At 69.0% G+C, this 17,886-nt stretch carries 12 protein-coding genes and 1 tRNA gene; 4 read left to right on the forward strand and 9 right to left on the reverse strand.

Going from position 1 to position 17,886, the window contains the following annotated elements; genetic code table 11:
* Positions 1–48: 48 nt before the first annotated feature.
* The 4 genes from QWU11_RS42270 to topA all read right to left on the reverse strand — a co-directional run bounded on the left by QWU11_RS42270 (position 49) and on the right by topA (position 7,761).
* Positions 49–1,761: a S8 family serine peptidase gene (locus QWU11_RS42270; RefSeq protein WP_290120219.1), complete on the reverse strand. Its 1,713-nt coding sequence runs from the start codon at positions 1,759–1,761 to the stop codon at positions 49–51.
* Between the two features lie 127 nt (positions 1,762–1,888).
* A complete protein-coding gene (locus tag QWU11_RS42275; RefSeq protein WP_290120220.1) occupies positions 1,889–3,043 on the reverse strand; it encodes a DNA polymerase III subunit delta' in 1,155 nt (384 codons plus the stop codon).
* 31 nt (positions 3,044–3,074) lie between these two features.
* Positions 3,075–5,093 carry a dTMP kinase gene (gene tmk, locus QWU11_RS42280; protein WP_290120221.1) on the reverse strand — a complete coding sequence of 673 codons (2,019 nt, stop codon included), beginning with the start codon at positions 5,091–5,093 and terminating at the stop codon, positions 3,075–3,077.
* 28 nt (positions 5,094–5,121) lie between these two features.
* On the reverse strand, positions 5,122–7,761 hold the full coding sequence (topA, locus tag QWU11_RS42285; RefSeq protein WP_290120222.1) for a type I DNA topoisomerase: 2,640 nt from the start codon (positions 7,759–7,761) through the stop codon (positions 5,122–5,124).
* A gap of 149 nt (positions 7,762–7,910) precedes the next feature.
* Between topA and QWU11_RS42290 the strand changes: the two genes are divergently transcribed.
* Positions 7,911–8,096 (forward strand): DUF5703 family protein, encoded by a 186-nt coding sequence (locus tag QWU11_RS42290; RefSeq protein WP_141955775.1) that lies wholly within the window; start codon positions 7,911–7,913, stop codon positions 8,094–8,096.
* Positions 8,097–8,278: 182 nt separating this feature from the next.
* On the opposite strand, the gene QWU11_RS42295 is transcribed toward QWU11_RS42290, so the two are convergent.
* The 3 genes from QWU11_RS42295 to QWU11_RS42305 form a co-directional block, all read right to left on the reverse strand.
* Positions 8,279–10,036: a chaplin family protein gene (locus QWU11_RS42295; RefSeq protein WP_290120223.1), complete on the reverse strand. Its 1,758-nt coding sequence runs from the start codon at positions 10,034–10,036 to the stop codon at positions 8,279–8,281.
* Positions 10,037–10,157: 121 nt separating this feature from the next.
* Positions 10,158–10,835 carry a hypothetical protein gene (locus tag QWU11_RS42300; RefSeq protein WP_290120224.1) on the reverse strand — a complete coding sequence of 226 codons (678 nt, stop codon included), beginning with the start codon at positions 10,833–10,835 and terminating at the stop codon, positions 10,158–10,160.
* Between the two features lie 192 nt (positions 10,836–11,027).
* Positions 11,028–12,374 (reverse strand): M20/M25/M40 family metallo-hydrolase, encoded by a 1,347-nt coding sequence (locus QWU11_RS42305; RefSeq protein ID WP_290120225.1) that lies wholly within the window; start codon positions 12,372–12,374, stop codon positions 11,028–11,030.
* Positions 12,375–12,600: 226 nt separating this feature from the next.
* On the opposite strand from QWU11_RS42305, the gene QWU11_RS42310 reads away from it, so the two are divergent.
* Positions 12,601–12,686 (forward strand) — tRNA-Leu (locus tag QWU11_RS42310).
* On the opposite strand, the gene QWU11_RS42315 is transcribed toward QWU11_RS42310, so the two are convergent.
* Both QWU11_RS42315 and QWU11_RS42320 read right to left on the reverse strand, forming a co-directional pair.
* On the reverse strand, positions 12,651–14,393 hold the full coding sequence (locus tag QWU11_RS42315; RefSeq protein ID WP_290120226.1) for a recombinase family protein: 1,743 nt from the start codon (positions 14,391–14,393) through the stop codon (positions 12,651–12,653). The two genes, QWU11_RS42310 and QWU11_RS42315, sit on opposite strands and share 36 nt — an antisense overlap.
* A gap of 606 nt (positions 14,394–14,999) precedes the next feature.
* The gene (locus QWU11_RS42320; protein ID WP_290120227.1) at positions 15,000–16,085 is read right to left on the reverse strand and encodes a DNA cytosine methyltransferase; all 1,086 of its coding nucleotides are present in this window, start codon (positions 16,083–16,085) and stop codon (positions 15,000–15,002) included.
* A 273-nt stretch (positions 16,086–16,358) separates the two neighbouring features.
* Here QWU11_RS42320 and QWU11_RS42325 point away from each other — a divergent pair, with 273 nt between their 5' ends.
* Together QWU11_RS42325 and QWU11_RS42330 are read left to right on the forward strand one after the other, a co-directional pair.
* The gene (locus tag QWU11_RS42325; protein ID WP_290120228.1) at positions 16,359–17,111 is read left to right on the forward strand and encodes a hypothetical protein; all 753 of its coding nucleotides are present in this window, start codon (positions 16,359–16,361) and stop codon (positions 17,109–17,111) included.
* Between the two features lie 191 nt (positions 17,112–17,302).
* Positions 17,303–17,647: a pilin gene (locus QWU11_RS42330; protein ID WP_290120229.1), complete on the forward strand. Its 345-nt coding sequence runs from the start codon at positions 17,303–17,305 to the stop codon at positions 17,645–17,647.
* Positions 17,648–17,886: the final 239 nt, after the last annotated feature.

Consider the following 17,886-nt stretch of genomic DNA (forward strand, 5'->3'; position numbering starts at 1 on the left):
AATAAAGGGCGCCCCGGATCACCCCGGGGCGCCCTTCACAAAAGCGGATTAGTGCGTTACGGCGCCCAGAGCGTCGATGATGCCGTGACCGTAAAAACCGTTGTGGCTCTTCGAACCCTCACAGGTGTGGGTCGCGGTCACCGTGCTGTACGTGCCGTCGGGGTTGAGGACGTAGCGCGTGTAGGTGAACGCGCGCGGCGTCGGGCAGGCATGCTCGGTGGCGGTGCCCTCAAGGATCGACTCGGCCCGGTCCGGGGACAGGGTCAGGCCGCCGTGGGCGCGGTCACGCTGGCCGTACTTGCTCACGATCAGGGCCACCACGCCCGTCGCGTGCGGGGAGGCCATCGACGTGCCCTGGAGATACTGGTAGTACGCGCACGTCGAGCCCTTGCAGGACTCGACCACGTACGGGACGTTCGGCGTGCCGTCCGGGTTGAGCTCGCCGCGGGCCTGGGCCAGCGACTTCGGGTAGGCGGCCAGGATCGCGTGGGTCACGTCCCGCTTGCCGTCCGCCGTGTCGTAGGTGTCGCCGCCCGGGGCGGACACCGCGACGTAGCCGTTGCCGTAGTCGGAGTAGTAGGACTTGCGGGTGCTGATGCCGAGCGCCGACACCGCGATGACGTTCTGGCCCTCACTCGGCTCGGAGACGCAGGACGGCGGGATGGTCCGCTCGTACGGTGCCTCGCCGGGCACGGACGGGTAGTCCGGGCTGGACGCGTCGATGATCGTCTTGGTGTAGTCGGTGGCGCCGTTGCCGGCCGCCGAGACGAGGGTCACGCCGTGCCGGTGCGCGTACGCGAGCGCCCGCTCCGACGCCTTGATGACCGTACGCTGCTCGGCCTGGTCCTCCGGCGAGTCGGCCGGGTTGTTCGTGCAGTTGAACAGCCACGGGTCCGTGTAGAAGGACATGTTCACCACGTCGATGCCGTGGTCGGCCGAGTAGGTCAGCGCGTTGACCACGGGCTGCAGGAAGAAGTAGCCCGAGTCCTGCCCGGCCCGTACGTTGACCAGCGTCACGTTCGGTGCCACGCCCGCGATGCCCAGGCCGTTCACCGGCGAGGCGATCGTCGAGGCGACGTGCGTGCCGTGCTCGTTGTCGTCCTCGTCCACCGGGTCCACGCAGGACGGGTGCTCACACGGGCCGTCGACCTCGGTGCCGTTCGCGTCGACCGGAATGTCGGTCGTGAAGTTCCGGCTCAGTGAGCGGTCGAAGTTCGGCGCGATGTCCGGGTGCGTGCCGTCGATGCCCGTGTCGATGACGCCCACGAGGACGCGGTGGTCCCCCGGCTCCTTCTTGTACGAGCCGTTCGCCGTCGCGTGGATCTGCTTCATGTCCCACTGGGCGTCCGCCAGCGGCTCGCCGGACGGCTTGTGCGAGGAGGATCCCGCGTGGCCTCCGTCCCGGCCCTCCTTCTCCACCGCCTGGCTCTTGTTCGCCGTGGCGTGGGCGAGCTTCGGAGCCTCGCCGATCACGCGGTTGGGCGCGACGCCGTCGACCGCCGACTGCATACGGGCGTCGGTGAGGAACGCCGTGCTGGTCGAGCGTACGGTCGCCAGGCCGATCGCCGCGTTCTCCTCGACGATGGTGCCGCCGGCCGCCTTGACGGCCGAGTGCGCCTTGTCCAGCGAGACGCCGTCCTTGTACAGGACGACGTACTCAGTCGTCTTCCCCTGCGTATTACTGCTCGGTCCCGCCTGCGCGGGTGCCGCGAGCGCCGCCGTGACGACGGCGCAGGCGGCAAAGATCAGGGCGCGCCGCACTGCACACCTCCAAGGAATAGTAAAAACCAGGCAATGGAGGCATCAGAACGGTCGGCGCGACGAAAGTCCAGTAGTGCGTCTTATGTGAGCCATGGCCGCTTATGGTCAGTAGGCGGGAACGGCGAGGTCAGCCCGTACGCAGGGCCATCGCCATGGCCTCGACCGCGAGCAGGGGGTTCACGTTGGCCTCAAGGCGTTCGCGGCAGGTCATGATGGCCTCGATGCGCTGCAGCGTGGCCTCCGGCGTGCCGCCGGCCGACCTCAGCTCGCGCGTCTGGTCGGCGTTGACGAGCCGTACGTCCGCGCCGAGCTGCACCGCGAGCAGGTCGCGGTAGTAGGAGGCCAGGTCGAGCAGGGACCGGTCGAGGGCGTCGCGCTTCATGCGGGTCGCGCGGGACTTCTGCCGGTCCTCCAGCTCCTTGAGGGCGCCCGCGGTGCCGCGCGGCATCCGCCCCCTGGCGCTCTCCCCCAGCGCCTGCCGGAGCGCGGTCGTCTCCGGCGCGTCCATCTCCGTACCGGCCGCCTTGGCCTCGGCCTCGGCCGCCTTGACCAGCCGCTCGGCCGCCGTGACCGCCGGCCCGACGCCGGTCAGCCGCCCGGGGACCGCGAGGACCTCGGCCCGGCGGCGGCGCGCCTCGTCGTCGGTGGCGAGCCGCCGGGCCCGCCCGATGTGCCCCTGGGCGGCCCGCGCCGCGTCGGCCGCGACGTCGGGGTCGATGCCGTCCCGGCGCACGAGCACGTCCGCGACCGCGTCGGCGGGCGGCGTGCGCAGGGTCACCAGGCGGCACCGGGAACGGATGGTGATCACAAGGTCGTCCGGCGACGGCGCGCAGAGCAGCCAGACCGTACGGGCCGGGGGCTCCTCGATGGCCTTGAGCAGGGCGTTCGCGGCTTGCTCGGTGGAGCGGTCGGCGTCCTCGAACAAGACGATGCGCCACCGGCCGCCGGTCGGCGACGAGGCCGACCGCAGCACCAGCTCACGGGTCTCGCGCACACCGTAGGACAGCCCTGCGGGGCGGACGACCTCGACGTCGGCGTGCGTGCCGGACAGCACCTGGTGGCAGGCGGCGCAGTGGCCGCAGCCCCGGTCGGGGCAGAGCAGCGCGGCGGCGAACGCCCGCGCCGCGACCGAACGCCCGGAGCCGGGCGGGCCGGTGAACAGCCACGCGTGCGTCATGCCCGCGCCGCCATTGCCGGTCAGGACGTCGTCGGCGGCGTCCGCGGCCGTCCGCAGCTGCCCGATCACGGGCCCCTGCCCCACCAAGTCGTCGTAGACCGTCACGCCGACGATGCTATTGCAGCGGCCCGCCTCGTCAGTCCCGGATGGCGGGCATCGTACTGGTCTCGTCTTCGGCGCTGGCGGGGATCGGGTCGGGCAGGATGGCCCGCACCCGGTCGTGGATCAGCCGGGAGATCTCCGGCTGCGACTGCGTGCCGTCGATCACGAGGTAGCGGTGCGGCTCCGCGTCGGCGAGCGCGCGGAACCCGCGGCGTACACGCTCGTGGAACTCCCGCGGCTCGGACTCGATCCGGTCGGCCGGCGAGGCGAACCTCGTGAGCCCCACGTCGGAGGGCACGTCCAAGATGATCGTCAGGTCCGGGGTCAGGTCGCTGGTGGCCCACCGGTTGACCTCGGCGATCTCGCCCACCTTCAGCTCGCGCCCGGCGCCCTGGTAGGCCAGCGACGAGTCGACGTAGCGGTCGGTGACGACGATCGCGCCGCGGTACAGCGCCGGCTGGATGACCTCAGCGACGTGCTGGGCGCGGTCGGCGGCGTACAGCAGCGTCTCGGCCCGCGAGGACAGTCCGGAGCTCTCCTTGTCGAGCAGCAGCGCCCGCAGCCGCATGCCCATCTTGGTCGAGCCCGGCTCGCGCGTCATGACGACGTCGAAGCCCTGGTCGCGCAGCCAGATCGACAGCAGCCGCGCCTGCGTGGTCTTGCCGGCGCCCTCGCCGCCCTCCAGGGCGATGAACACGCCGTGCTCGCGGTGCGCCTCCTCCGCCGCGTAGCGCTCGCCGCGCAGCGCGGCCGCGAAGTCGCGGACCAGCGGGATGCCACGGCGGTCGTCCATGTGCCGGTACGCGATCAGCCCGACGACCACGGCGACGACGGCGGCGATCAGCAGCACGGCGTTGGGGCCGTCGAAGTGGTAGATGTTCTTGCCGGGAAGCTTGAGCCGGTGGTTGCCGACCACACCCGCGATGAACGGCACCGAGGCGACCACGAGCAGCAGCACGACCCGTACGAGCGACTGCAGGAAGGCCCACGTGCGGCCGCGGACGCTGTCCTCGACCTCCAGGCCGATCAAGGTGTAGCCGATCACCCAGGCGATGCCCGCGCCCGCGCCGCACAGCGCGGTCAGCAGCGCGACGATCACCAGGTTGGGGATGACGCCGATCAGCGCCAGCGCGACGCCCGCGCCGATGATGCCCAGGCCGAACAGCCGGCGGCGGCTGAACTCCTGCAGGATGCGCGGCGCGAGGAACATGCCGGCGGCCATGCCGACGAACACCATGCCGAACACCACGCCGTACGCCGCGTCGCCGCCGCCGAGCTGCTTGACGTAGACCTTGGCGATGCCGATCACCGCGCCGCCCGCGGCGAACGCGCCGAGGATGCCGATGGTCAGGCCGCGTACGAGGGGCGTCGAGCCGACGAACTTCCAGCCCGCCACGATCTGCTTGAGGATCGAGGGGACCGACACCTTGCCGCGCTGCTTCGGGATCTCCCGCAGCGAGAAGATCGTCGCCGCGGACACCAGGAACGTGACGGCATTGATGTACAGCGCGAGGTCGGCCTGCTGCTGTTCCTCGGAGAAGAGGATCTTGGAGATCAGCGCCAGCACCGAGAACATCGCCGCGGCGACCGGCGCGGACCCGTACGTCGAGGTCAGGCTGACCTGGTTGGCGCGTTCGAGCTGGGCCTTGGGGACGAGGTTCGGGACCGTGGCCTCTTTGGCCGGGATCCAGAACAGCGTCACGACCTCGATCAGGAACGTCGCGATGTAGAGCCAGTCGAGCCGCCCGACGAGCGGGATCGACAGGAACAGGGCGAACCTCATGATGTCCGCGACGACCATCGTGATCCGCCGGTCGAAGCGGTCCGCGACGGCACCCGCGAGCGGGCCGAAGATCAACGCCGGTAGGAGCTTGACGACGAGCACCCCGCCGATGGCGTAGTTCTCCGCCGTGCCCTTGGTCAGGGAACCGGCCAGCGCGGTGAGCGCGAGAATGCTCAGCCAGTCACCGAAGCTGGACAAAGACAGGGCGATCCACAGCCGCCGGAACGGCTTGATGGAAAGCACGCCCGGAGGGCTGCCCGTTCTGGTCATTGTGTCAGAGTATCGACACAGAGACCTGTCAGGAGCGGGACTTCGCGGGTCGCCGCTTCGTCGTCTTCTTCCCGCCACCTGCGGCGACCTTCTCGCGACGCTCGGCGAGCAGTTCGACCGCACGCTGGATTGTTATCGACTCGACTTCGTCACCCTTGCGCAGGCTGGCGTTGGTCTCGCCGTCGGTAACGTACGGGCCGAAACGCCCCTCCTTGACCACGATATTCGTGCCACTCGCCGGGTCCGCGCCGAGCTCGCGCAGCGGCGGCGCGGCGGCCGCACGGCCCCGCCCGCGCTGCTTGGGCTGAGCGAAGATCTCCTTGGCCTGGCCGAGCGTGACCGTGAACATCTGGTCCTCGGACTCGAGCGAACGGCTGTCGGTGCCCTTCTTGAGGTACGGGCCGAACCTGCCGTTCTGCGCAGTGACCGGCTCGCCGTCGATCTCGCCGAGCACGCGCGGCAGCGACAGCAGCTTGAGCGCGTCGTCGAGCGTGACCGTGTCGAGCGTCATCGACTTCAGCAGCGAACCGGTGCGCGGCTTGGCCGACTTCGGCGCGTCGTCGGGCAGGATCTCGGTGACGTACGGCCCGAAGCGGCCGGTCTTGGCCACGATGAGGTTGCCGCCCTCGGGGTCCGGGCCGAGCTCGCGGTCGCCGCTCGGCTGCGCGAACAGCTCCTCGGCCTTGTCCTTGGTCAGCTCGTCCGGCGCGATGTCCTCGGGGATGTTGACCCGCTGCCCGTCACGGTCGAGGTAGGGCCCGTAGCGCCCGACCCGGATCATGATGTCGCTGCCCGCGATCGGGAACGAGCTGACCTCCTTGGCATCGATGTCGCCCAGGTCGGAGACCAGGTCCTTCAGCCCCGCGTCCTCGTTATCGTTGCCGAAGTAGAAGTGCTGCAGCCAGCGGACCCGCTCGGCCTCGCCGCGGGCGATCTCGTCGAGGACCTCTTCCATGTGCGCGGTGAAGTCGTAGTCGACCAGGTGGCCGAAGTGCTTCTCCAGGAGGTTGACCACGGCGAACGCCAGGAACGAGGGCACCAGCGCGGTGCCCTTCTTGAAGACGTAACCGCGGTCGAGGATGGTGCCGAGGATCGTCGCGTACGTCGACGGGCGCCCGATCTCGCGGTCTTCCAGCTCCTTGACCAGCGTCGCCTCGGTGTAGCGCGCGGGCGGCCGGGTGGAGTGCCCCTCGGGGGCCAGCTCGGTCGCGGTGAGCGGGTCGGCCTCCTCCAGCGTCGGCAGGCGGCGCTCCTGGTCGTCCAGGTCCGAGGCCGGGTCGTCCGAGCCCTCGACGTAGGCCTTGAGGAAGCCGTAGAAGGTGATGGTCTTTCCGGAGGCGCCGAACTCGGCGGTCTCCCCCGCGGTCGACTCGCCGGTCACGCGCACGGAGACGGACTGGCCGGCGGCGTCCTTCATCTGGCTCGCGACGGTGCGCTTCCAGATCAGCTCGTACAGGCGGAACTGGTCACTGGACAGGCCGGTCTCACCGGGCGTACGGAACGTCTCGCCGGACGGGCGGATCGCCTCGTGCGCCTCCTGGGCGTTCTTCACCTTGCTGCGATAGACGCGCGGCTTGTCCGGGATGTAGTCGGCGCCGTACAGGGTCTTCGCCTGGCTCCGGGCCGCGTTGATGGCGGTCTCGGAGAGCTGGATGCTGTCGGTACGCATGTAGGTGATGAAGCCGTTCTCGTACAGCTTCTGCGCGACCTGCATCGTGTACTTGGCCGAGAAGCCCAGTTTGCGGCTGGCCTCCTGCTGCAGCGTGGTCGTACGGAACGGGGCGTACGGGCTGCGCTTGTACGGCTTGCGCTCGACGGACTTGACCTGGAACGGCCGGTTGTCGAGGCGCGCGGCTAGACCGCGGGCGGCCTCCTCGTCGAGATGCAGGATCTCGGCGGACTTGAGCTGCCCCTGGGCGGAGAAGTCACGGCCCTGGGCGACGCGCTTGCCGTCGAGCCCGACGAGCGTCGCCTCGAAGGCGGACGGCTGCTCAGGCTTGCCGGTGTCGAAGGTGGCGGCCAGGTCCCAGTAGCTCGCGGAGACGAAGGCGATGCGCTCGCGCTCCCGCTCGACCACCAGGCGGGTGGCGACGCTCTGCACGCGGCCCGCCGAGAGCTTCGGCATGACCTTCTTCCACAGGACCGGGCTGATCTCGTAGCCGTACAGCCGGTCGAGGATGCGGCGGGTCTCCTGCGCGTCGACGAGCTTGATGTTCAGCTCACGCGGGCTGCTGGCCGCGGCGCGGATGGCGTCCGCGGTGATCTCGTGGAAGACCATGCGGTGCACGGGCACCTTGGGCTTGAGGACCTGCTGGAGATGCCAGGCGATGGCCTCGCCCTCGCGGTCCTCATCCGTCGCGAGGAAGAGCTCGTCGGCGTCCTGCAGGAGTTTCTTGAGCTTGGCGACCTGTTGCCGCTTGTCGGCGTTGACGACGTACAGGGGCTCGAAGTCATGATCGACATTGACTCCGAGTCGGGCCCACGCCTCGCCCTTGAACTTCGGCGGGATATCGGCTGCTCTCTCCGGAAGGTCACGGATATGGCCGATACTGGACTCTACGACGTACCCCTTGCCGAGATAGCCCGCGATGGTCTTGGCCTTCGCGGGTGACTCGACGATCACCAGCCGGACGCCGTCTGGCCTCTTTGTGCCGTTGCTCTCGGGCACGATGCCTGAACCTCGCAAGTCTCGACTCGGGCGGGAGTCGCTCTGTGGTGCCGTCTTGCACCCGGTCAACGTTGAATGACACTAGACCGGTTTCGCGGAAGAGGATCCATGCCCCCCGTAAGGACCCTAGACGGAGCAGAATAAGGGCAATGCTTGAGTACTCCTACCTAGTACTGCGTCTGCCGCGTGGCACCACACGGGATGCCGCCAGGCAAATCCTGGTCGAGCACGCCGAGCGTGGTGGGTGGGAGCTCGTCCGCGTCCGGGTCTACCCCGACGGTAGACGCCGAATCCAACTGCGTCGCAAGGTGATTCGCGCGAAGCGTACGTTCTGATCGCTGCCACCCCTTGTCTCCTACGACGCTACATCAACGTTTCAAGCCCGCCGCCGGGCGATCTTGCCTGACTCTTCCCTTTAATAGGGCTTTGCCTGCCCCGGGCCGTGGCTCCGGGGCAGGCAAAGCGCTCTCGCTTGACAACGCGGAGTCAGGATCCGCGGTGCCCGATTTCTTCGTTCTTAACGACGGCGCAACCTACGCGCCACCGACACGGCCCCGGCCGAGGCCGCGAACATGCCGCCGAGCGCGAGCGCCATCAGGGCGCCGTTCTGCGACGCGGTCGAGGACTCCGCCGCGGCGAGGTTCAGCGGCGGGAGCTGCTTCGGCGGGCCGCCGACCAGCGGGAGGCCGAGGCCGCCCACCGGGTTCGACGCGTCCGCGGACTGCGGCTTGACCGAGTCGCCGAGGCCACCGACGGGCAGCTTCGGCAGTGCGGGCGTCGCGCCCATGGCCACCGGCAGGGCGCCGGTGCCGAGGGACTTGGTGGCCGGAAGCTGCGGGAGACCGCTCATCCGGTTGGACTGAAGGGCCCACGGAGGGCAGTCTTCCGGGGCGCCGGCGTAGCCGCCGGGGTACCCGCCGACGTAGCCACCCGGGTGGCCGCCGCCGTACCCGATGGGGGCGCCGCCGCCGTAGCCGACGCCGGTGCCGACGCCACAGCCGCCGAGCGCCCGCCCGACGATGGCGATGCCGTTACCGCAGATGTCCACCGGAACATTGATCGGCGCGTAGATCTGGTTGCCGCCGCCGATGCTGCCGATACCGGACGTGTGGTTGTGGTGGCCGACGCCGTAGTACGCCGGGGCACCCGGGAGCGCCCCCGCGCAGCCGGAGAGCGCGTGGCCGACGATGGCGGCGGCGTTGCCGCAGACGTCGATCGGCACGTTGATCGGCGCGTGGATCTGGTTGCCGCCCAGGATGCTGAACGCCCCGGAGGTGTGGTTGCCGCGTCCGACGTAACCGGCGGGGTAGCCGCCGTGGACGCCGCCGCCCTGGCAGTCGGCGATCGGGCTGCCGCAGGCGTTACCGACGGGGTGACCGCCCTGGTAAGCGCCGGGGTCGCCGCCGGGGACGAGCCCGCCAGGGACGAACCCGCCGCCCTGGCAGGTGGGGATCGCGCTGCCGCAGGTGTTACCGACGGGGTAGCCGCCCTGGTAACCACCGTGGTAGCCGCCCTGGTAACCACCGTGGTAGCCGCCGTGGTGGCCCCCATGGATGAAGGCGCCGCCCTGGCAGCCGGCGATCGCGTTGCCGATCGCGTTGCCGCAGGCGTTGATCGGTGCGTTGACCGGCAGATGGACCTGGTTGCCACCGGCGACGCTGCCGTGGCCCGACGTGTAGCCGTAGTGGCCGCCGCCGGCGGCTGCACCGTGGACCCCGGCGCCGCCCTTGCAGCCCGCGAGCGCGTCGCCGATCACCGCGGCGGCGTTGCCGCAGATGTTGACCGGCGCGTTGACCGGCGCGTCCACCTGGTTGCCGCCCAGGATGCTGTGCCGGCCGGAGGTGTGGCGGTGACCCGCGCCGGCGTAACCGCCCAGGCCGTGGACCGCGGCGCCGCCCTGGCAGCCCGCCAGTGCCCCGCCGAGGATGGCGGCGGAGTTGCCGCAGGCGTTGATCGGCACGTTGATCGGCGCGTGGATCTGGTTGCCGCCACCGATGCTGTGGCGGCCGGAGGTGTAGTCCGAGCCGCTTCCTCCGCCGCGGCGGAGGCCGCTCACGGACGAGCCACCGGTCGAACCGGCGAGTGCGTGCCCGAGGACGCCGACGGCGTTGCCGCTCACGTTGATCGGCACGGAGATCGGGGCATTGACCTGGTTGCCACCGAGCACACTCTCGTTGCCGTTGGTCACGTCGGCCAGAGCCGGAACGGCCCCGAGCGCGACGAAGCTCGCGGTGAGCAGGGTGGCACCCGCGGCGCCTTTCGCCCACTTACGCATTGATTGCTCCTAATTTGGACAGGATTGACCGAACACTTCTCGGGGTGGTGGGCACGGCCGCTGGACCGCGGACGTACCACAGACCGGTCCGTACGGATCGCGTGACAGACCGGTGGTGGGGTCAGTCGGGGGAGAAGGAGGGCTCGTCCGCCGCAGTGCGGACGGCCGGGGGAACGTTCCCGATGCGCAGGATGGGGATGGCGGGGAGGCTCTGGGCCTTACCCGGCTCGCTCTTGCGACGGACCCCGGCCTGGTGGATGCCGCCGTTGTCGGCGGACGGGGGCAGCGCCTGCCCCTTTTGCGGCAGCGGTCGAGGCCGCCTGGGAATGGACGGTGCCCGATGCGCCCTGTGCTTGGTGACGCGGTGTTCGCCGGTGGAAGCCTTCCCGGACGCCCCCGTTACGGCGTGCGGCCCGATGTGGGTCACCGGTCCGCCGGAGACACCGGCTCGAGAACCGGCATCGCCGTGCCGTCGTGTCCGAGAAGGACCAGCCGAGCCCGCCGGCGTGTGGGGCCGCGGCGCATCGGTCAGCACCGATTTCACCGCGGGTGGCAGGGCGAGGATCGCCGGCGGACGGGCGGGCGCAAGGACCGCTTCGGTTTCGTGTACGGCCGGTTCGACGTGGTGCTCGGCAAGGACGGGATCGATGATCGCGTGCTCGGTCTGCTCCACGACGCTGGGAAGGCGTACTCCCGGAACGGTGTCGGCGTGTGCCTGGTCGGCGTGTGTCCGGCCGGCGACCCCGAGCACCCAGCCCGCGAACGCGACGCCCACCAGTATCAGCAGGCGCCGGATCACCGGCCGGGCGGCGGCTCTCGTCACCGGTGGCATGACGGCGCCCGGACAGCGTGCGACCGCAGAGGCGAACCTCCGCGACCACGAGTGTCCAGGAACCACGCGCCCTCCTTGGCGTTGACCACCGTACGGAACGTGAGGTGTTCCGTACGGTGGGTTACCGTAGCACCACGGAGAGCGATCGTTGTCGCGGATTTAAACGTGATCTAGAAAATGATCGAGAACTCGTACGCCGAACTGGAGTCCGTCGACCGGAACGCGTTCGTCGATCCCGTGGAACATTCCGGAGAAGTCCAGGTCCTTGGGAAGTTTCAGCGGCACAAACCCGTAACAGCGCATACCGAGTGTGGAGAATGATTTCGCGTCCGTACCGGCCGAGAGGCAGTACGGCACCGGCCGGGCCTCGGGGTCGTGGGCCTTCAGGGCCGCCGCCATCGCCTCGGTCAGCGGCCCCTCCCACTCGGTCTCCACGGCGATGTCGTGGTGGACGAACTCCCTGCTCACGTGCTCGCCCAGCAGCTCGTCGACCTTCGCGAAGAATTCCTCCTCGTGGCCGGGCAGGAATCGGCCGTCGACCTGGGCGACCGCACTCTGCGGGATGACGTTCGCCTTGTAGCCGGCCTCCAGCACGGTCGGATTCAGGGTGTTCCGGAGTGTCGCCCCGATCATCCTTTTCATGGGGCCGAGGTGCTCAATCGTCTTTTCGAGGTTCTCCGGATCGAATTCCGTGCCGGTCGCGGCACAGACCTCTTCCAGGAACCTTCGGACGGTCTTCGTCAGCTGGACGGGAAACTCATGGGCGCCGAGCCGTGCCACCGCCGCGGCGAGGGCCGTGACGGCGTTGTCGCGGTGCACCATCGAGCCGTGGCCGGCGGTGCCGTCGGCGGTCAGGCGCATCCATGCGAGGCCCTTCTCGGCCGTCTCGATGAGGTAGAGGCGTTCGTCGTTCGGCAGGGTCAGGCTGAAGCCGCCGACCTCGCCGATCGCCTCCGTACAGCCCTCGAACAACTCCGGGTGGTTGTCGACGAGCCAGTGCGCGCCGTACTTGCCGCCGGCCTCCTCGTCCGCGAGGAAGGCCAGGACTATGTCGCGCCGGGGCCGTCGGTTCTCTCTCAGCCGCTGGCGCATGACGGCCAGGACCATCGCGTCCATGTCCTTCATGTCGACGGCCCCACGCCCCCAGACACAGCCGTCGGCCACCTCACCGCCGAACGGGTCGCGAGTCCAGTCGCTCTTCTGTGCGGGGACGACGTCGAGATGCCCATGAATGAGGAGAGCGTCCCTGCTGGGATCGGTCCCCTCGATCCGCACGACAAGGCTGGCGCGTTTGTCGTGCGACTCGTAGATCTTGGGTTCGAGGCCGACTTCGGCGAGCTTCTCGGCGACGTACTCCGCGGCCTTCCGCTCCCCGGGCCCACTGTGGTCCCCGGGGTTGGTGGTGTCGATGCGAATGAGGTCACTGCACAGCTCAACTACCTCGTCTTCCGCCGAGGAATCACTCACGGGTCCGTCCTCCGTCTTAGCCTTCACGTGGCCCCCCATCCTCCCCCAGCCGCCGCCGGGCCTGCGGTTCGGCCGCCATCGCCGGCCCGTACGGCCTGCGAGACGCGAGGGCGGCGCGGGAGAGGGGGACCGGGAGGCGCGGGGGACGCCAGGGGCGCGGGGAGGCGCCGAGTGCGAGGAGGCGCCGAGACGGCGCGACTTCGCGGCATCACCGGGGATTTGCTATCGTGTGGCAGCCGCTGCGGGAGACCGCACGACGCACCACGTCCGGGTGGCGGAATAGGCAGACGCGCTAGCTTGAGGTGCTAGTGCCCTTTACGGGGCATGGGGGTTCAAGTCCCCCCTCGGACACGACAGTTTGCCCATACGATCCGCGTTGAGAAGCATCTCAGCGCGGACGATGCGTTCCTGGGGCTTGTACGTGAGCTTGAGGCCGAGATCGCGGTAGATCTCGGCCTTTCTCTTTGGGGCGGCGAACCTCAGCCCGCCGACCTGGTCACCCAGGTTGTGGATCATGCTGGAGATCTCCTTCTTGGTCAGGCGGCGAGGGCGTTCGCCGATCGCGGCGAGTTGCGCGTTCGCGGACGCCTGCCGGGTGAGGACCTCGTCGGTCCATTGCTTGACGATCTTCGGGTCGGTGCCCGCTTCGAGGGCGGCCTGGTGGAGTCGGAGCTTGCGCTCACAGTCGGCCAGGATCTGTCGGGCAGCGATCTTGGTTGTGTCCTCGCCTGGGCCCGCGCCCTGCGAGCGCTCCAGGAGTGTGATCGTGTTCTCCAGCCGTGGTGGGCTGAAGACGCTGGCCAGCCAGTCGTCGAGGGCCTCAAGGATGTCGTCTTCGCGGACCTGGACGGACTTGGGGTGGTCGAGCTTGTTCGCGAGCGCGTACTCCTGCGGGTAGCGGCACCGGTAGTAGGGCGCGTCGTTGGTCCAGTTGCCCTGCATCCGGCGACCGCACAGGTCGCAGTGGCACAGGCTGCGCAGGATGTAGGTGTGGCCGCCGGTCCGTGGCCGGCGTACGACGGCACGCTTGCCCTTGGCCGCGAGCAGTGCCTGGGCGCGTTCGAAGTCCTCTGTTCTGATCAATGGTTCGTGAGTGAGCGTGTCGGACCAGATCCACTCGGCGCTGTCGTTCCAGGACATCTTCGTGGTGTGGCCGAGCGCGACGTCATCGATGTCGATCAGGATCTCGTCCTTGCGCTGCTTGTTCCATACCTGCCGACCCGTATAGCGGGGGTTCAGCAAGATGGCGCGGACGGCGCTCTTGGACCACCCGATGCCGCTGCGGTGGCGGTTGCGCTTGCGGTCGTAGGCCGACGGCGAGGGCAGGTTGTCGCGCGTCAGCCCCTCAGCGATGGCGTAGATGCCCTGGCCGTTGAGGAACTCCTCGAAAATCCGCGACACGTTACCCGCGGTGGCGGCGTCGCGAGCGAGCTTGTGCAGCCTGCGCCCTTCCGCCGCCTTGGCAGGGTTGGGGTGAGGTCCCGCGTCGACCAGTCGGTAGCCGTAGGGCGGGCGGCCTCCGAGGAAGCGCCCCTCCATCTGAGCGATCGAGGCCATGGCGGTGCGTACCCGGATCTTGATGCGGTTGCGTTCGCCTTTGCTGAGGCCTCCGAAGACGGACATGATCAGCTCGTGGGCCTCGTTGACCGGATCGATGGCCCCACCCACCTCGGGTACCCATAGCGACACGCCGAAGTGCTTGAACAGCTCGATGGTCAGGCCGTACTGGTTTCCGTAAAAGGCCCGCTGTGGCTCTCCGATGACGACGGCGTCGAATACCCGGTTCGGGTTGCGAAGCTCGGCCAGGAGGTCGTTCGCGCACGGGCGACGCTGCCAGGGAATCGAGCGGGACTGGCCAATGTCGAAGTAGTGCGCGACGATCACGCCACCGGCCGGTTCGACCAGGGAGCTGGCCCGTTTCAGCTGCCATTGCCGGGACGCTTCGGGGTCCTGCTGATCCTCGGTCGAGACCCGTCCGTAGAAGGCGAACCTGAGCCCACCTGAGCGGAATGGCAAGAACTCACCGTCGGGCCGCTTGAGCACCTCGCCTGCTGTCATGTCGATCGGTCGTCCTTTTCCTCGCCGGGGTGGAGCCCGTCGTCTCGCTCGTGCGCCTCTACGAGCGCCCGGAGCAAGGCGCGCGCAGCCCTCGGTGTGAGGGCAGGCGGATCCTCCGGCACTATGACGCGGGTTCTCTGCCTCGGTGCTGCGCGGGGCACGCGGCTGCAACGGTACGGAGACGAGTCCGGCTCGGGAGCCCCTGAGCAGCCCTTTTGTGACCTGGAAGTCATGCGGCACCTCCCGTGCCGCCGACGGCAACGAAGGCCGCTCTCGTTCTCTTCGGCGGCCCGTCGACGTTGCCGCGCGGCAACCATGCCGCCTCCGAGTACCCGATGCGGAAATCGCCCGAGCTTCGTTTCCGGAGTCCTCTGCCGCGCTGGGCTGCCGTTCGATGCCATTCGCCACCCAGACCAGATTTGTCCACAGCCTGTGGACAGTCGAACGGCAGGGTCGGGCGGCAACCGCTTCTGCCGGTTTCCGCCGCAGCATGCGGTGTGCGGAAGTCTTCCGCATCGCTGCCGCAGCGTGTCCGCGCGATCTCCGCTCGTGGGCCGCGGGGAGATCGCACGGGTGTCGTGTGGCACTCGTTTCGGGCTCGTGCGGTCATGATCCACCTCCGGCCGAGTCGCGCGTGTCGGTGGGCCGGCCACCGTCGAGTGCGCGGAAGGCCGCGATGGCCTGCTGCGGGACGACGCCGTTGCCGAGCAGGCGCATCTGCGCTGCGCGGGTCAGGGGCAGGTCGGTGACCCAGCCGGCAGATAGGCCCATCATCCATTCGACGAATCGGGCGCTTAGGCGAGGTTGTCCCCTGGTGCCGGTCTCGGTGGGTTGTGGTGCGGGGCGGCCGAGGATCGTCTCCCATCCGTGGATTGCCGGTGCGTAGGCGCCCCAGGTGACGGCGGCTGCCGGTGCGGCAGGTTGATTGCCGCAGACGGCAGGGTGAGGTCGCCTTTGGAGCCGTGCTGGTTCGGGCTGCCCTTGATCCCATCGGTTGCCCGTGGGGTGGGCAAGAGCCGTACGGCAACACTGAGCGGCATGGCGCGGCTTGGCTGTTGCCGTGCCCGGCGCCCCAGCCAGGACACCACCGTTTCTCCGTCGTTGGCATTGCAGGCCGTCGGCGTCGGCAGCAGCTCGGCACATGCCACATCGCACAGATTGACCTGGCGTCCTTGCCGTCTTCGTTTGGCTGGGCAGGTGCTGCCGCGGGATTCGTGGGCTTGCGGGGTGGGCAGCAGCGATGAACATGCGGTCGCGGCGGTGTGGGGCTCCGACGTCGGCGGCGCGTAGGCACATCCATGCCGTGTGGTACCCGAGCGCGGCCAGGTCCCCCAGAACGGTGGGGAGTCCGCGTGTTCGCAGGGCGGCCACGTTCTCCACGAGCACGAGTCCGGGTCGTAGTAGGCGAAGGGCTTCGGCGATGGTGAGCCACAGTCCACTGCGGGTTCCCCTCTTGATCCCGGCGCCCGGGCCGGCGTAGCTGATGTCTTGGCACGGGAAGCCGGCGGTGACGATGTCCACGGCCGGGACCTGGGTCCAGTCGACGGCGGTCAGGTCACCGACGTTCGGCACGCCGGGGAAGCGGCGATGCAACAGCACGGTCGCGTACGGATCGTTTTCGGCGCACCAGATGAGCTGTCCGCCGTAGAGGGCTTGGGCGGCCAGGTCGAGGCCGCCGTAACCGGTGCACATCGAACCGATCCTGGGACGTCTGTCAGGTGGTGGTGAGGCCATGAGATTCGCGGCTCTGGCCACCGGTCGCTTCAGCTACGAACTGCGATCCATCGCACACCCATTTTCGAGACGACACGCCGGAAGCCGACTCGCGTGATCCTCGCTCGACAGTCGTCCGCCCGCCTTTCACGCCAGACGAGAGTCGCGCGAGTTCCAGACGATTGCCAGGCGAGCACCCGGTGGCTATATGGGCCCGCTCCCGGAACCGGTCCGGGGCGAAAGGAGCCCACCATGCCTGCCAGAAACAAAGCCACTTCCTGCAATCGAAACCGTCCGACGCCGTTGGATCGGGTCGCGCAGGCGTTCGCTGAGATCTGCGCGCGAACCGACACGCCCACCGTCAGCGGCCGTGCGATCGGTCATGGTCTGCCGTCCTGCGCGATGTGCGCACGGGAGCTGGCCGAAATACTCCCTCTGCTGGAGCCTCAGGCTCGCGACGCGGTGTGGCGCGAGCTCATCCGGCTGGCCCGAGACGTCGGTGAACCCTGGCCCACGATCGCCATCGGTATCGCGCTGCCCGGTCTGCGTACGGCGGCGGGCCGGCTCGTCCGTGACTACGACGGCGACCCCGAAGATCTGGACGCCGAGTTGGTCGCCGCGTTCTACGAGGCCATCGCACACGCCGCAGTCGACGGCCCGCTGATCTGCGCACGGTTGCGCTCAGCCGCCTATAACCAGGTCCGCCGGATGCGCTACGGCGCCACGGCCTACGCGACCCGCACCCGCGGCCTGCACGCTCTCCCCCAGGCATGCGCGACGCCCGCACCGTGCGGGCACCCCGACTTGGTTCTGGCCACGTCGGTCCGGGCAGGCGTGATCACCCAGGAGGAAGCCGCCCTGATCGGCGATTCCCGGCTGGAGAAGACCCCACTCAGTTCGGTCGCCAGACGGATCGGCATGCCACCCACCACCGCCTGGTGCCGCCGCAAGGCCGCCGAGACGCGGCTGGCCGCCTGGATCAAAAAAGACGAGAACCAAACGTGATCTTCGAATATCAGCGGCCTGCCATTCGCAGTTCGTAAAGCGAGCAAGCCGCAGCCGGCGCCATCGGGAGGGCGGGAAGAAGGCCACCGGCCGCTTCACCGGAACCCGTTCAAGAACATCGAAAGGGGATCGGCTCCATTCTCTCCCCCGATGGCGACCGAAGTGATCCCGCGCGGAAAGGAGGCACCCAGATGGCTTCACACAACGGCATTACACGCATCGCGGTCATGGCCATCGCGATCGGCACAAGTGTCGTATTCACCGCAACGGCGGTCCACGCCTCACAAAAAGGGGTGGCCGCTCCCTCCGACTTGAAGACGGTGATCAACAACCTGCGGACCTGGATCATCGGCATGCTGGTCGCCCTCGCGACGCTCCTCCTCACCGTCGGAGGGCTCCGCATGCTGCTGGCGGCGGGCGACCCCGGCGAGGTCAGCAAGGCCAAGGAAGCCCTGAAGTACGCCGCAATCGGCTACGGCATCGCGGCCCTGGCCCCAGTCCTGGTCGAGATCCTCAAACGAATCGTCGGGGCGTGACCATGCCACGACGACATGTTCGCCTCACTGCCGCGGTGCTCGTGACCGCCGCCGTACTGATGATCGTCGGCACCGGCCGGGCACACGCCGCCGCGCCCGCACCCAAGCCGAGTCCGGCCACCTCCTCCACACCACCGACGCGTCCGCAGCCGACCCCGTCGCGCCTCTGCCCCAGCGTGCAGATATATCCCGGTGAACCGATCCCCCACTGCGCAGGCCCCGGCGCGACGCCCACACCG

This window comes from Actinomadura sp. DC4 (assembly GCF_030406325.1).
GTDB lineage: Bacteria > Actinomycetota > Actinomycetes > Streptosporangiales > Streptosporangiaceae > Actinoallomurus.